General features: G+C 70.8%; 14 protein-coding genes. 7 read left to right on the forward strand and 7 right to left on the reverse strand.

What is annotated here, in order from left to right; all coding sequences use genetic code 11:
- Positions 1-107: 107 nt before the first annotated feature.
- Positions 108-1,262: a tRNA dihydrouridine synthase DusB gene (gene dusB, locus ACFVH5_RS40595; RefSeq protein ID WP_385838698.1), complete on the reverse strand. Its 1,155-nt coding sequence runs from the start codon at positions 1,260-1,262 to the stop codon at positions 108-110.
- Between the two features lie 80 nt (positions 1,263-1,342).
- Here dusB and ACFVH5_RS40600 point away from each other — a divergent pair, with 80 nt between their 5' ends.
- Positions 1,343-2,785 (forward strand): MFS transporter, encoded by a 1,443-nt coding sequence (locus ACFVH5_RS40600; protein ID WP_385838699.1) that lies wholly within the window; start codon positions 1,343-1,345, stop codon positions 2,783-2,785.
- Between the two features lie 207 nt (positions 2,786-2,992).
- On the opposite strand, the gene ACFVH5_RS40605 is transcribed toward ACFVH5_RS40600, so the two are convergent.
- A complete protein-coding gene (locus ACFVH5_RS40605) occupies positions 2,993-3,919 on the reverse strand; it encodes a helix-turn-helix transcriptional regulator (protein WP_385838701.1) in 927 nt (308 codons plus the stop codon).
- A gap of 113 nt (positions 3,920-4,032) precedes the next feature.
- Between ACFVH5_RS40605 and ACFVH5_RS40610 the strand changes: the two genes are divergently transcribed.
- Positions 4,033-5,463, forward strand: a complete 1,431-nt coding sequence (locus ACFVH5_RS40610) for an MFS transporter (protein WP_385838702.1) — start codon at positions 4,033-4,035, stop codon at positions 5,461-5,463.
- Between the two features lie 25 nt (positions 5,464-5,488).
- Here the strand turns inward: ACFVH5_RS40610 and ACFVH5_RS40615 are convergent, their stop codons facing one another.
- Entirely contained in the window at positions 5,489-6,253 is a 765-nt protein-coding gene (locus ACFVH5_RS40615) for an SDR family NAD(P)-dependent oxidoreductase (RefSeq protein ID WP_385838703.1), read from the reverse strand.
- Between the two features lie 100 nt (positions 6,254-6,353).
- Positions 6,354-7,703, reverse strand: coding sequence for an RNA polymerase subunit sigma-70 (locus ACFVH5_RS40620; RefSeq protein WP_385838704.1), 1,350 nt, complete (start codon positions 7,701-7,703; stop codon positions 6,354-6,356).
- Positions 7,704-7,845: 142 nt separating this feature from the next.
- Between ACFVH5_RS40620 and ACFVH5_RS40625 the strand changes: the two genes are divergently transcribed.
- Positions 7,846-8,052, forward strand: coding sequence for a hypothetical protein (locus tag ACFVH5_RS40625; protein WP_384812906.1), 207 nt, complete (start codon positions 7,846-7,848; stop codon positions 8,050-8,052).
- 5 nt (positions 8,053-8,057) lie between these two features.
- On the opposite strand, the gene ACFVH5_RS40630 is transcribed toward ACFVH5_RS40625, so the two are convergent.
- From ACFVH5_RS40630 to ACFVH5_RS40640, 3 genes are all read right to left on the reverse strand, one after another.
- Positions 8,058-8,642 carry a TetR family transcriptional regulator gene (locus tag ACFVH5_RS40630; RefSeq protein WP_385838705.1) on the reverse strand — a complete coding sequence of 195 codons (585 nt, stop codon included), beginning with the start codon at positions 8,640-8,642 and terminating at the stop codon, positions 8,058-8,060.
- A 25-nt stretch (positions 8,643-8,667) separates the two neighbouring features.
- On the reverse strand, positions 8,668-9,672 hold the full coding sequence (locus ACFVH5_RS40635) for an aldo/keto reductase (protein ID WP_385838706.1): 1,005 nt from the start codon (positions 9,670-9,672) through the stop codon (positions 8,668-8,670).
- 235 nt (positions 9,673-9,907) lie between these two features.
- Positions 9,908-11,290: a glycine--tRNA ligase gene (locus tag ACFVH5_RS40640; RefSeq protein ID WP_107016358.1), complete on the reverse strand. Its 1,383-nt coding sequence runs from the start codon at positions 11,288-11,290 to the stop codon at positions 9,908-9,910.
- A 259-nt stretch (positions 11,291-11,549) separates the two neighbouring features.
- Here ACFVH5_RS40640 and ACFVH5_RS40645 point away from each other — a divergent pair, with 259 nt between their 5' ends.
- The 4 genes from ACFVH5_RS40645 (at position 11,550) to ACFVH5_RS40660 (ending at position 14,795) form a co-directional block, all read left to right on the forward strand.
- Positions 11,550-12,530 (forward strand): metal ABC transporter substrate-binding protein, encoded by a 981-nt coding sequence (locus tag ACFVH5_RS40645; RefSeq protein ID WP_385838708.1) that lies wholly within the window; start codon positions 11,550-11,552, stop codon positions 12,528-12,530.
- Positions 12,531-12,592: 62 nt separating this feature from the next.
- Positions 12,593-13,393, forward strand: coding sequence for a metal ABC transporter ATP-binding protein (locus ACFVH5_RS40650; protein WP_385838709.1), 801 nt, complete (start codon positions 12,593-12,595; stop codon positions 13,391-13,393).
- Between the two features lie 5 nt (positions 13,394-13,398).
- Positions 13,399-14,313, forward strand: a complete 915-nt coding sequence (locus ACFVH5_RS40655; protein ID WP_385838710.1) for a metal ABC transporter permease — start codon at positions 13,399-13,401, stop codon at positions 14,311-14,313.
- Between the two features lie 59 nt (positions 14,314-14,372).
- On the forward strand, positions 14,373-14,795 hold the full coding sequence (locus ACFVH5_RS40660) for a Fur family transcriptional regulator (RefSeq protein WP_385838711.1): 423 nt from the start codon (positions 14,373-14,375) through the stop codon (positions 14,793-14,795).
- Positions 14,796-14,857: the final 62 nt, after the last annotated feature.

The raw sequence follows: 14,857 nt of genomic DNA on the forward strand, positions 1-14,857 counted from the left end.
CAGTTCCCCGCGCCCCTAAAGGGGCAAAAGCAGGGGCGCAGCCCCGCTTTTAGGGGCGCGGGGAACTGCGCGGGCAACCCCCACCGGGCCGCAGCCGAGAAAGCCGCTCAACCGCCGGAGGTATCCAGCTCCGCGTCCTCACTCACGCCCGAGCAGTCGTACGGATCCTTCAGCCAGCCGTCCGGGAGGACGACCCGGCCGTTGCCGGACGTGCGCCCGCGCGGCCCGTCCGCCCCCACCGGCCACGGCTGGTCGAGTTCCAACTCCTCCAGCCCCTCCGCCAGTTCGCTCAAGGACGAGGTGACGGCGAGCCGCCGCCGCATCTCGGAGCCGACGGCGAACCCCTTCAGGTACCACGCCACGTGCTTGCGGAAGTCGATGACCCCGCGCGCCTCGTCCCCGATCCACTCCCCGAGCAGCGTCGCGTGCCGCACCATGACGGCAGCGACCTCCCGAAGGGCCGGCTGCGCGTACTGACCGCCCCGCCCCTCGAACGCCGCGACGAGGTCGGCGAACAGCCACGGCCGCCCGAGGCACCCCCGGCCCACGACGACCCCGTCGCACCCGGTCTCGCGTACCATCCGCAGCGCGTCGTCGGCGGACCAGATGTCCCCGTTCCCGAGGACGGGGATCTCCGGGACGTGCTCCTTGAGCCGTGCGATGGCGTCCCAGTCGGCCGTCCCGCCGTAGTGCTGCGCGGCGGTGCGCCCGTGCAGCGCGATCGACGTCACACCCTCCTCGACGGCGATACGGCCCGCGTCGAGGAACGTGATGTGGTCGTCGTCGATGCCCTTGCGCATCTTCATGGTGACCGGCAGGTCCCCCGCCCCGGCGACCGCCTCCCGCAGGATCGCCCGCAGCAGATGCCGCTTGTACGGCAGGGCCGAGCCGCCGCCCTTGCGGGTCACCTTCGGGACCGGGCAGCCGAAGTTCAGGTCGATGTGGTCGGCGAGGCCCTCGTCCGCGATCATGCGGACGGCCTTGCCGACGGTCGCGGGGTCGACGCCGTACAGCTGGATCGAACGCGGGGTCTCCGACGCGTCGAAGCGGATCAGCTGCATGGTCTTCTCGTTGCGTTCGACCAGCGCCCGCGTGGTGATCATCTCGCTGACGAACAGGCCCTTGCCCCCGCTGAACTCCCTGCACAGCGTGCGGAACGGCGCGTTCGTGATGCCCGCCATGGGGGCGAGCACGACGGGCGGCCGGACGGTGTGCGGGCCGATCTGCAGTGCGGTGTTCACCGCGGACGTGAGCGTGGGCATGCCCCCATTGTCACGTACGCCGACCCATGACGGTAGTCGTTAGTTAGGCACACTACCGACATGAGCGTAACCTGGTACCCATGCCTGAGCTCAGCCCCCGCCGGCGCCAGCTGGTGCTCGCGATCTGCTGCATGAGTCTGCTGATCGTGAGCCTCGACAACACCGTCCTCAACGTCGCCCTCCCCTCCATGCAGAAGGATCTGCACGCGAGCCTGGCGGGCATGCAGTGGACGATCGACGCGTACACCCTGGTGCTCGCCTCGCTGCTGATGCTCGCGGGCTCGACCGCCGACCGCATCGGCCGCCGCAAGGTCTTCATGGCGGGCCTGGTCGTCTTCACCGTCGGCTCGGTCCTGTGCTCGCTCGCGCCGAACCTCGAATCCCTCGTGGCCTTCCGCATGATCCAGGCGGTCGGCGGCTCGATGCTCAACCCGGTCGCCATGTCGATCATCACCAACACCTTCACCGACCCGCGCGAACGCGCCCGCGCGATCGGCGTCTGGGGCGCGGTGGTCGGCATATCCATGGCCGCGGGCCCGCTGGTCGGCGGCCTCCTCGTGGACTCCGTCGGCTGGCGTTCGATCTTCTGGGTCAACCTGCCGGTGGGCCTGGCCGCGCTCCTGCTCACCCTGCGGTACGTGCCGGAGTCCCGCGCGCCCAAGGCGCGCCGCCCCGACCCGGTGGGCCAGCTCCTGGTGATCGCGCTGCTCGGCTCCCTCACCTACGCGATCATCGAGGCGCCCAGCTCGGGCGCCGGCAAGATCCTCGTCTTCGGCGGGATCGCGCTCGCCGCGCTGATCACGCTCCTCTGGTACGAGCCGCGGCGCGACGAACCCCTCATCGACCTGCGCTTCTTCCGGTCGGCGCCGTTCAGTGGGGCGACGGTGGTGGCGGTGAGCGCGTTCGCCGCGCTCGGCGGGTTCCTCTTCCTGTCCACCCTCTACCTCCAGAACGTCCGGGGGCTGAGCGCGCTCGACGCGGGCCTGTGGATGCTGCCCATGGCGGCCATGACCTTCGTCTGCGCGCCGCTGTCCGGACGGCTCGTCGGCAACCGGGGGCCGCGGCTCTCCCTCCTGGTCGCCGGTACGGCGATGACGGTGAGCGGGGTGCTGTTCGCGGCGTTCGAGGCGGAGACGGCGAACGTGACGCTCGTCATCGGGTACGTGCTGTTCGGGCTCGGCTTCGGTTTCGTGAACGCGCCCATCACCAACACGGCGGTGTCGGGCATGCCTCGCGCCCAGGCGGGGGTGGCGGCGGCCGTCGCGTCCACGAGCCGGCAGATCGGGCAGACGCTGGGGGTCGCGGTGATCGGGGCGGTGCTCGCGTCGGGGGTCGGCACGTCGTCGTACCGGGCCGCGTTCGTCTCGGCGGCCCGGCCCGCGTGGTGGATCATCGCCGCGTGCGGGCTCTCGGTCCTGGTGGTGGGCGGCCTGTCCAGCGGCCGCTGGGCCCGAAGGACAGCGGCCCGCACGGCAGCGAGCCTGTCCTCACCAGAGGTAAAGCAGTCAGCAGGCGTCACCTGAGCCTGCGCCCCGCCCGAAGGCCCACCGCCGGGTGCGGGCCGGTGGGGGTTGCTCGCGCAGTTCCCCGCGCCCCTCAAAAGCGGGGCTGCGCCCCGGCTTTTGTGGCTTTAGGGGCGCGGGGAACTGCGCAGTCTTTTGTCTTTAGGGGCGCGGGGAACTGCGCGGCCAGCCACGACGGGCCCGCAGCCGACGACGGGCCGCCACCCCCTAGGCGCGCGAGGAACCGCGCACAACCGCCAGCTCCTGCAACCGTTCAAGCCGCGCACGCGACGCCCCGTCCGCCGGTGCGTACGTGACCATTCGTGCCCCCTCCCCCGGCCCCAGCCAAAGATCCGTGTGGACGAGCGTCAGCCGCCCCACGTACCGGTTGTCGAACAGCTTCGTCTTGCTGCGCGAACCGACCACCTCGTGCCGCCCCCACACCTCCCGGAACTCCTCCGACTCCGCGCACAGCCGCTTGAGCAGCATCTTCCAGGCGGGGTCCGCGAGGTGCCCGGCCATGGCCCCCCGGAACTTCGCCGCCATCAGCCGCACGGTCTCCTCAAGCAGCACGATCGTGGAGCGCCACTGCTCGTTCGTGGTGATGAGGAGCATGCAGTTGCGGTCCTCCGGCGGCACCTCGTCGAGGTCGCACAGCAGCAGCCCGTACGTGCGGTTGTACGCGAGGACGTCGTACCGGCTGTTCTGGATGCAGGCGGGCAGCGGCTCCAGCTGTTCCAGCAGCTGGAGCAGCGCCGGCGTGATCGTCATGCAGCGTGAGGCCGGCGTGGGATCGACGGCCCCGGCCAGCTGGAAGAGGTGGGCGCGCTCGTTGGAGTCGAGCATCAGGGTGCGGGCGAGCGCGTCGAGGACCTGGACGGAGACCTGGATGTCACGGGCCTGTTCGAGCCAGGTGTACCAGGTGACGCCGACCGCGGAGAGCTGCGCGACCTCCTCCCGGCGCAGGCCGGGGGTGCGCCGGCGGCTGCCGCGGGGCAGCCCCACCTGTTCGGGCGTGATGTGCTCACGCCGATGGCGGAGGAAGGCGGCCAGCTCGTGCCGCCGGATCTCCGGCTCCCCCGCCCAGGTGACTCCTCCCGTCACCCCGGTGACCGGTCCCGTGCCCGCCATCGTCTTCTCGGCCATGGTCGTCATGTCTCCAGCCTGCCGCGCCGCGGCCCCTGTCGCGGACCCTGTTGCCGGGTACTCCTTCTACCAGGATAAGAAGACTCTGGTACCAGTCTGGGAGTCGGCGCAAGATCGATGCCGTGACCGAAATCCTCGCTCCCCGCACAGCCCGCTCCGTGGCGGCCGGCCCACCCGTGCTCGGCACGCTCGGACTGTTCACCGTGCTGCTCGGCGCGGCCCTGCCCCTCATCGACTTCTTCATCGTGAATGTCGCCCTGCCCACGATCGGCCACGATCTGGCCGCGGGCGATGCCGTCCTGGAACTCGTCGTCGCCGGGTACGGGGTCGCGTACGCCGTGCTTCTCGTCCTCGGCGGACGGCTCGGCGACACGTTCGGCAGGCGGCGGCTCTTCCTCGGCGGGATGGCGGCCTTCGGGCTGACCTCGCTGGCGTGCGGCCTCGCCCCGACGGCGTGGACGCTCGTCGCGGCGCGCGTCGCCCAGGGCGCGGCGTCCGCGGCGATGCTCCCGCAGGTCCTCGCGACCATCCAGTCGGCGACCCGGGGTCCGCGCCGCGCCAAGGCGATGAGCCTGTACGGGGCCACGGCCGGTCTCTCCATGGTGGCCGGGCAGATACTCGGTGGCGTCCTCGTCGCGGCCGACATCGCGGGCACCGGCTGGCGCGCGGTCTTCCTGGTGAACGTGCCGGTCGTGCTGGTGGGCCTGTTCCTGGCCGCCAGGGCCGTCCCGGAGACCCGCTCGCAGCATCCGCAGCCGGTGGACGTCCCCGGTACGGTCCTGCTGGGCGTGGCCCTGGTGTCCCTGCTGGCCCCGCTGACCGAGGGCCGGGCGGCGGGCTGGCCGCTGTGGACCTGGCTGTCGCTGGCTCTGTTCCCCGTCGCCGCGACCGCCTTCTACCTGGTCGAACGCCGTTCGGAACGCCGGGGCAGCACTCCGCTGGTCCCGCCGAGCCTCTTCGCCAACGTCCCCCTGCGCCGCGGCCTGATCATGATCGTCCCCTTCTCCATCGGCTTCAGCGGCTTCATGTTCGTCATCGCGGTCGCGCTCCAGGAGGGCGTGGACCTGAGCCCGGTCCGCGCGGGCCTGACCCTCGTGCCGATGGCGCTGTCCTTCTTCGTGGCGTCGCTGCTCGGCCCCCGGCTGGTGGCCCGGTGGGGTACGCGCGTGGTGACGGCGGGCGGTCTGGTCCAGGCGGTCGGCGTGGGCGTTCTCGCGCTCACGGTGTGGGGTTCCTGGCCCGACCTCGGCGGCCCGCAGCTCTGGCCGGGCCTGATGATCGCGGGCGCGGGGCAGGCCCTCCAGCTGCCCGTCCTCTTCCGCGTCATCCTGTCCGAGGTCCCCGCGGCCCGCGCCGGGGTGGGCAGCGGAGTGATGATCACCGCCCAGCAGTCGGCGCTCGCCCTCGGCGTGGCCACCCTCGGCACCCTGTTCCTCACCCTGGTCCCGGGCCGGGGCATGGGCGACGCCCTGGCCACGACCCTGCTCGTCCAGCTCGCCGCCGTCGTCCTGACGACGGGGCTGAGCCTGCGCCTGCCGCGCGAGATCGCCTGAGCCGCCGCACCCGCGGGAGGGCCGGTCAGCTGGGGAACATGCCGGTCGCGTTGACCCAGGTGCCGGTGAGCCCGGCCGCCGCGTCGGAGGCGAGGAAGGCCGCCAGGGCCGCGATGTCCGCGATCCGGGGTGAGCGCTTCGTCATCCGCAGGCTGTCGAGGTGCGCGCGGATGCCCGCCACGGCGGCCTCGTCGGGCGCGGGCGCACCGGCCGCGCTGAGCTTCTCGGGGGTGAGGGTGTCGACGACGCCCGCGGTCCAGATGCCGAGGGCCCGTACCCCCGCGGGACCGGCTTCCTGGGCGAGCTGACGGATCAGCGCGTCGAGTGCGCCGTCGGCCGCCCCCGTACCGCCGAGCATCGGACTGCCGTTGTGGGAGCCGCTGTTGAGGCCGAGGATCACTCCGGACCCCTGGGCGGCCATCCGGCGGGCGGCGGCGCGGGCGGTGATGAACTGGCAGGTGATGCCCTGCGCGACCGGCCGGGTGTAGTCGGCCACCGACATCTCGGTCAGGGGGACGCCCTGGAAGTCGCCGCGCGGCACCAGGTTGAACGAGACGTCGAACCGGCCGGCCCGCTCGACCACCGAGTCGGCGTGCGCCTCGACGGCGTCCTCGTCACCGGCGTCGAGCACGTCGTACGTGGCCCCGGTCGCGTCGGCGACCTCACGCAGCGTCTTCTCCGTCCGGCCGACGAGGAAGACCTTCGCCCCTGCCTCCGTGTACGCCTTCGCGACACCCGCGCCGAGGGAACCGGCTCCGCCGTAGACGACCGCGACCTTGTTCTGCAGCATGGCTCTTCATCTCCTCGAAGGGGGCGCGGGGTGCGCCCGTCACCCCATGAGACGCGCCCGGCGCGGAAACTCATCGCTCCCACGACCGGCCGTGCGGCTCTCACAGGGTCATCGGCAGCCCGAACGCCTCGAACAGATGGGGTTCGAAGGTGGTGATCTGCGCGATCCGCCCCTCCTCGATCCGCAGTACGTCGATGAGCTGGGCCCGGAACACGCTGGTCCCGGGCCGTTGCAGATATCCGGCGACCGCCACCTGGCCGTTGGCCCGCACCGGCAGGTGCCGCCAGTGTCCGGCGAACATCGGCGAGGCCGGATCGAGGTTCGGCCGCACGAAGGCGAAGAGCGCGTCGCGGGAGGTGAACCAGAACGGGTTCGGCGGCATGGTGAGCACCGCGTCCTCCCGTACGAGCTCGACCATGGCGTCGATGTCGGCGCGGGCGACGACCTCCATGTAGCGCTGCAGAAGCGCCAGGTCGTCGGCGCTGGGCGGACGGGCGGACCAGTCCTCGCGCGGGCCGGGCAGGGCCTCCCGCAGGGCCGATCTGCCGCGCTGGACCGCGCTGTTGGCGGAGGCCTGACTGGCACCGAGCAGGTCGGCGGTCTCCTTCGCCGACCAGCCGGCGACATCGCGCAGGATCACCGCGGCCCGCTGGCGCGGGGGCAGTTGCTGGATGGCGGTGAGGAAGACGAGTTCGAGGGTCTCGCCCGCCACCGCCTCCTCGTCCGGCTCGTGCCGGGACACGGGCGTCTCGGGCAGCTGGTCGTCGGGGAAGGGCTGGAGCCACGGCAGGCTCGGCGGCGGCGGCCCGTCGCCGGAGTCCATGCCCGGCACCGGCTCGTAGGGGGCGGGCCGCCGGTTGTGCGTGCGCAGGAAGTCGAGGCACACCCGCGTGGCGATCTTGTAGAGCCAGGCCCGCGGGTTGCCGACGTCCTCCAGGGTGTCCCGGGCCCGCCAGGCGCGCAGGAACGCCTCCTGGGTGAGGTCCTCGGCCTCGTCGTACGAGCCGAGGATCCGGTAGCAGTGGGCCCGCAGTTCCCGCCGGTGCGCTTCGACGAGCGTGTCGAAGCCGCCGTCACGGGGATTCGTCACACCGGCGGGCGTGACGAATTCCGCGCCCTCGTCCCCGACGGGCTCCGCCCGCTCCTCGGGGGCCTCCCGGGTCTCCTTGGGCTCCATGGTCTCGCGGGCTTCCCGGGCGAGGCGGCGCAGTTGGCCGAAGCGGGGGGACAGGGCCTCGACATCGGCGTGGAAGGCGACCGCGGGTTCCAGTCGCAGCCGTCGCAGCCGGTCGCCCAGGTCGGAGACGAGTTCCCCGGCGGGTGCGCCGGCCGGCCGCTTGCGCTCCCGGTAGGCGCGCTGGCGGCACGCCTGCGAGCAGTACGAGGCGGCCCGACCGGGCCCTCCGCCGTCCTCGATGGGGCGCCCGCAGATCCGACAGGTTCCGGCCATGCCCCCACGCTAGTCGCCGCAGAGGCCCCCAATGCGCGGAATGCGCACAGAACTCACCTGACACACACCCCCGTTGATGTTGTTCTTGTTGCACACTCCTAGGGCTTGTCGCGCAAGCCGAGCGCGACCACCAGGAGGCGTCATGCTGCAGATCAACACCAGCAAAGTGAGCCGCTGGGACCAACACGGCCGCGAGCACGTCGTACGGGTACAGCGCACGGGCATGCAGCGGACGATCAGATGCGACACGTGCGGCTGGCGCAAGCCCGCCCAGTTCCTGCCCTGGCTGAAGGCCGAGGAACATCTCGCGGAGGCCCACCAGGCGACGGTGGACCCGGCCGGTTCCTGAGCCGGTCAGGCCCTCAGTCCACGCACCACCAGGTCCACGACGGCCTCGAACTCGCCCTCGATCCCGGGCTGTTCCCACGCGTCGGCGTGACACGGGTCGTGGAAGCGGTCCGTGGCCTGGAAGAGGGCACGGGCGGTGACGGCGGGGTCGGCGGCGGCGAAGGTGCCGGAGTCGACCCCGGACCGGATGATCGTCGTGAGCTGTCCGGTGAGGGCGGCGATGTGCTCACCGACCGCCTCGCCGCTCTCCCCGGTCAGCACCATGTACGTGGCGAACAGTTCGGGGTCGTCGCCCGCCTTGCGGCGCTTGGCGGTGAACAGGGCCGCGAGCCAGTCGCGCAGCCGGGCCTCCGGGTCACGGTCCTGCGCCACGATGTCGTCGAGGACCGCCGACGTACGGTCCAGCCAGCGCTTCGTGACCGCCTCCCGCAGCGCCGCCTTCGTACGGAAGTGCCGGTAGACGCTGCCGTGGCTGACGCCGAGCGCGCGGGCCACGTCCACCACGGTCGCCTTCGCGGGGCCGTGGCGGCGCAGCACCTCCTCGGTGACCTCAAGGATGCGCTCGGCGGTCAGGATCTCGGTGGTCGCCATGGTGATGACCGTACCGGCGGTGTCGTCAGCGCTCGCTGTCGAGGTGTGCCATCTGCGCGGACGGGTAGCGGTCGCCGGCCGCCGAACCGGCCGGGACGGCCTCCTCGATCGCGGTGAGGTCGGCGGTGTCGAGGCCGACGTCGAGCGCGCCGAGCGCCTCCGTGAGGCGCTCGCGGGTCCGGGCGCCCACCAGCGGCACGATGTCCTCGCCGCGTGACAGCGCCCAGGCGATGGCGATCTGCGCGACGGACGCGCCCTTCTGCTCGGCGATCTTCCGCAGCGCCTCGACGAGGTCCAGGTTGTGGCGGAGGTTGTCGCCCTGGAAGCGGGGGCTGTGGGCACGGAAGTCGTTGGCGGCGAGCTGCCGGTCGGGCGTGAAGTGCCCGGAGATCAGACCGCGGGACAGCACGCCGTACGCGGTGATGCCGATGCCCAGTTCACGGGTGGTCGGCAGGATCTCGGCCTCGATGCCGCGGGAGAGGAGGGAGTACTCGATCTGCAGGTCCGAGATGGGCGCGGTGGCGGCGGCCCGGCGCACGGTGTCGGCCCCGGCCTCGCTCAGGCCGATGTGCCGTACGTACCCCTTCTCGACGAGTTCGGCGATCGCGCCGACGGTCTCCTCGATGGGGACCTCCGGGTCGACGCGCGCGATGCGGTAGACGTCGATGTGGTCGACGCCGAGCCGCTGCAGCGAGTACGCCACGAAGTTGTGGACCGCGGCGGGCCGTCCGTCGTAGCCGGACCAGCGGCCCTCCGGGTCGCGCAGGGCGCCGAACTTCACGCTGACGAGCGCCTGTTCGCGCAGCGCGGCCGGGGCGCTGCGCAGCGCCTCGCCGATCAGCATCTCGTTGTGCCCCATGCCGTAGAAGTCACCGGTGTCGAGCAGCGTGACCCCCGCGTCGAGCGCGGCGTGGATGGTGGCGACGGCCTCGCCCCGATCGGCGTCCCCGTACAGCGCGGACATCCCCATACACCCGAGCCCGAGGGCGGACACCTGAGGACCGGTGGTTCCAAGGGTGCGACTGAGCATCAGAAATCTCCCGACACATAGAGAACGAAGCAGCCCCACAACCTTGACATGACAGCTGACAGATTTCAACATCTGTCAGCTGTCACAGAGAGCTCACAAAAAAGACCTTGGCCCCCTCTTGAACACAAGAGGGGGCCAAGGTCTACTCACCCAAGGGGCGCGGGGAACTGCGCGACCAGCCACGACGGACCGTCAGCCGACAACGGGCCGACACCCGGCCGCCCGCACTAAGCGACTAGCAGCCGACGAGCCGGCTCGCCAGATACCCCTCGATCTGATCGAGAGAAACCCGCTCCTGCTTCATCGTGTCCCGCTCACGCACGGTCACCGCGTTGTCGTCGAGCGTGTCGAAGTCGACGGTCACACAGAACGGCGTACCGATCTCGTCCTGACGACGGTAACGACGACCGATCGCCCCGGCGTCGTCGAAGTCGATGTTCCAGTTCTGCCGCAGCGCGGTCGCCAGACCCTTCGCCTTCGGGGACAGCTCCGGGTTGCGCGAGAGCGGCAGCACGGCCACCTTCACGGGCGCGAGCCGCGGGTCGAGCCGCAGAACGGTCCGCTTCTCCATCTTGCCCTTGGCGTTGGGCGCCTCGTCCTCGACGTACGCGTCGAGGAGGAACGCCAGCATCGCGCGGCCGACACCGGCCGCGGGCTCGATGACGTACGGGGTCCAGCGCTCGCCGGCCTCCTGGTCGAAGTAGGACAGGTCCTGGCCGGAGGCCTTGGAGTGCGCGGAGAGGTCGTAGTCCGTGCGGTTGGCGACGCCCTCCAGCTCACCCCACTCGTTGCCGCCGAACTGGAAGCGGTACTCGATGTCGGCGGTGCGCTTGGAGTAGTGCGAGAGCTTCTCGGCCGGGTGGTCGTACCAGCGCATGTTCTCCTCGCGGAGGCCCAGGCCGGTGTACCAGTTCCAGCGCTCCTGCATCCAGAACTCCTGCCACTTCTCGTCCTCGCCCGGCTTGACGAAGAACTCCATCTCCATCTGCTCGAACTCGCGGGTCCGGAAGATGAAGTTGCCGGGCGTGATCTCGTTGCGGAAGGACTTGCCCATCTGCGCGATGCCGAACGGCGGCTTCTTGCGCGAAGTCTGCTGGACCTGGGCGAAGTTGGTGAAGATGCCCTGCGCGGTCTCGGGGCGCAGGTAGGCGACGGAGCCGCTGTCCTGCGTGGGGCCGAGGTGCGTGGAGAGCAGGCCGGAGAACTGCTTGGGCTCGGTGAACGTGCCCTTGTTGCCGCAGTTGGGGCAGTTGAGGTCGGCGAGCCCGTTCTCGGGGAGGCGGTTGTGCTTGGCCTCGTACGCCTCCTCGAGGTGGTCGGCGCGGTAGCGCTTGTGACACGAGGTGCACTCGGTGAGCGGGTCGGAGAACGTGGCGACGTGACCGGAGGCCACCCAGACCTCGGTCGCCAGGATCACGGAGGAGTCGAGGCCGACGACGTCCTCGCGCGACGTCACCATGTAGCGCCACCACTGACGCTTGATGTTCTCCTTGAGCTCGACACCCAGCGGCCCGTAGTCCCAGGCGGCGCGCTGGCCGCCGTAGATCTCACTGCACGGATAGACGAAGCCACGGCGCTTGCTCAGGCTGACGATGGAGTCGATCTTGTCGGCGGCCACGGTGCTCTCTTCATTACGACGACGGGCGTTGAAGCGGGTTGCTTCACAGCTATTGCTTCACGGCTACTGCTACAGAGCTGTTGCTTCAGAGCGAATGCCTCAGATTACCGGCGGCCCCGCCCCTCGGATCAAATCGGCCGGGGTCCGGGACGGAGCCCGGTCCTCCACTCACCGTCACACCCCTCGCATACCGGGATGAAGTCCAGATCACAGGACCGCTTATTGACAATCGTTTCCACGCCAGCTGAAAATGACTGTCATGAACGTACGACGACGCCACATATCCGCCGGTGCGATCGCGGCGACCACCGCCCTCGCCCTCGGCTCCCTCTCCGCCTGCTCGTCCGACTCCAGCGCGGCGGACGGCGAGGGCGGCAAGCTCGACGTCGTGGCGTCGTTCTACCCGCTGCAGTTCCTCGCCGAGGAGATAGGCGGGAGCCACGTCAGCGTGAACACCCTGACCGAGCCCGGTCAGGAGCCGCACGACCTGGAGATCAGCGCCAAGCAGACCGCGCAGCTCCAGGAGTCGGACGTGGCTCTCTACCTGAAGGGCCTCCAGCCCTCCGTCGACGAGGCGATAAGCCAGTCCGAGGTGAAGGCGAAGGTCGACGCGGCCACCCTCACCGCCCTGGAGAAGCACGGCAACGAGGTCGGCGGCCACGCGGCCGAGCACGACGAGGACGAGGACGAGGACGAGCACGGCCACGAGGAGGGCTCCGGCCTCGACCCGCACATCTGGCTCGACCCCGTGAAGTACGCGGAGGTCGCCGAGGGTGTGGGCAAGGCCTTCGAGAAGGCCGACCCGGACAACGCGGCCACGTACAAGAAGAACACCGCGGCCCTGGTGAAGAAGCTGGACGGGCTCGACACCCGCTTCGAGGACGGCCTCAAGAACACGAAGACCAAGGTCTTCATCACCACCCACGCGGCCTTCGGCTACCTCGCCGAGCGCTACGGCCTCACCGAGGAGGCCATCAACGGCCTGGACCCGGAGAGCGAGCCCAGCGCCAACCGCGTCAAGGACCTTGAGAAGATGGCGAAGGCAGACGGCGTCTCCACCGTGTTCTACGAGACGCTCGTCAGCGACAAGACCGCCAAGACCATCGCCGCGGACGCGGACCTCAGGACCGATGTGCTCGACCCGATCGAGGGCATCACCGAGAAGTCCAGGGGCGACGACTACATCCAGGTCATGGACGCCAACCTCAAGGCGCTGCAGACGGCCCTGGGAGCGAAGTGACCGTGAAATGACAGCATCATGAGCAGCACGATCATCCCGATCAGCCTCCGGAGGACGTCGGCATGACGAACGGGTCCGACACACCGACCGACACACCGCACCCGCCTGTGATCTCCCTGCGCGGTGTGACGGCCGAACTCGGCTCACGCCCCGTCCTGCGCGGCATCGACCTCACCGTGAACCGCGGTGAGGTCGTCGCGCTGCTCGGCGCCAACGGCTCCGGCAAGTCGACGGCCATCCGCACGGTCATCGGGCAGGTCCCGGTCAGCGGCGGCGAGATCGAGCTGTTCGGCACGCCCCGGCGCCGCTTCCGCGACTGGGCGCGCGTGGGATACGTACCGCAGCGCACGACGGCCGCCGGCGGCGTGCCCGCCACGGTGACCGAGGTGGTGTCCTCCGGGCGGCTGTCCCGCGCCCGCTTCGGCGTCCTGCGCAAGGCGGACCGCGAGGCCGTACGGCACGCCCTGGAGCTGGTCGGCCTCGCCGACCGCGCCAAGGACTCCGTGGACGCCCTCTCCGGCGGCCAGCACCAGCGTGTCCTGATCGCCCGCGCGCTGGCCTCCGTACCGGAACTGCTGATCATGGACGAGCCGATGGCGGGCGTGGACCTGGCGAGCCAGGAAGTCCTCGCGGCGACCCTGCGGGAGCAGGTCGCGGCGGGCACCTCCGTCCTCCTCGTGCTGCACGAGCTGGGCCCGCTGGAGCCGCTCATCGACCGCGCGGTCGTGCTGCGCGACGGCTGCGTACTGCACGACGGCCCGCCCCCGCGGGCGCTCGGCCAGCACGCGCTGCCCGGCCACGACCACGTCCACCCCCACGCGGCCCACGACGCCGAACCCCTCCGCACAGGACTGCTGAGCTGACCGCCATGAACCTCGAAATCCTCGATTACGCCTTCATGCAGCGGGCCCTGCTCGCGGCCGTCCTCGTCGGCATCACCGCGCCCGCCGTCGGCATCTACCTGGTCCAGCGCCGCCAGGCTCTGCTGGGCGACGGCATCGGCCATGTCGCGATGACCGGCGTCGGCCTCGGGTTCCTGCTCTCCTGGTCCCCGGTGTGGATGGCGACGGCCGTCTCCGTGGTCGGCGCGGTCCTGATGGAACTGATCCGCTGGTACGGCAGGACGCGCGGCGACATCGCGCTGGCGATGCTCTTCTACGGGGGCATGGCGGGCGGCGTGATGTTCATCAACCTCGCTCCCGGCGGCTCCAACGCCAACCTGACCTCGTACCTCTTCGGCTCGCTCTCCACGGTGTCGGAGTCGGACGTGACGGCGATCTGCCTGCTGGCCGCCTTCGTCGTCCTCGTCACGATCGGTCTGCGCCGGCAGCTGTTCGCGGTGAGCCAGGACGAGGAGTTCGCGCGGGTGACGGGGCTGCCCGTGCGCGCCCTGAACCTGCTCACGGCGATCACGGCCGCCGTCACCGTCACGGTCGCCATGCGGGTCGTCGGCCTGCTCCTGGTCTCCGCGCTGATGGTGGTGCCGGTGGCCGCCGCGCAGCAGCTCAGCCGGAGTTTCGCCGCCACGTTCGCGATCTCGGTGGCGATCGGCGTCAGCGTGACGATCGGCGGCACGGTGACGTCGTACTACCAGGACGTACCGCCCGGCGCGACGATCGTGCTGCTGACCATCGGGGCGTTCATGCTGCTCACCGTGGCGGCGACGCCGCTGGCCAGGCGGCGTGCGCGGGCCGCCGCGCAGGCCGCGGCACGGGAGGGCGGGGACCCGGCGGAGTGTGCCATTCCCGGCGCCCGTACACCGACCGGGAAGGTCGGCGTCTGACCGCGCCCAGCTCGGGCTGGCACAATGGCCCGGCAAGCCGCAGACGTTTGGAGGCAACGGTGACGACCGCTGGACCGCCCGTTCGGGGCCGTTCCACCCGGCAGCGTGCCGCCGTGGCGGCGGCGCTCGACGAGGTGGACGAGTTCCGTAGTGCGCAGGACCTGCACGACATGCTCAAGCACAAGGGCGATTCCGTCGGGCTGACCACGGTGTACCGCACGCTGCAGTCGCTCGCGGACGCGGGTGAGGTCGACGTGCTGCGTACGTCCGACGGTGAGTCGGTGTACCGCCGCTGTGCGAGCGGGGACCATCACCATCACCTGGTGTGCCGGGTGTGCGGCAAGGCCGTGGAGGTGGAGGGGCCTGCGGTGGAGAAGTGGGCGGAGGCCATCGCCGCGGAACACGGCTACGTGAACGTCGCCCACACGGTGGAGATCTTCGGCACCTGCGCGGACTGCGCTGCGCGCGGCCAGGGAGTATGAACCTCAGCCCGGTGGGGGCAGACCTCAACGATTGCGCAGTTCCCCGCGCCCCTAGGTACCTG

The sequence above is a fragment of the Streptomyces sp. NPDC127119 genome (genome assembly GCF_042677425.1).
Taxonomy (GTDB): domain Bacteria; phylum Actinomycetota; class Actinomycetes; order Streptomycetales; family Streptomycetaceae; genus Streptomyces.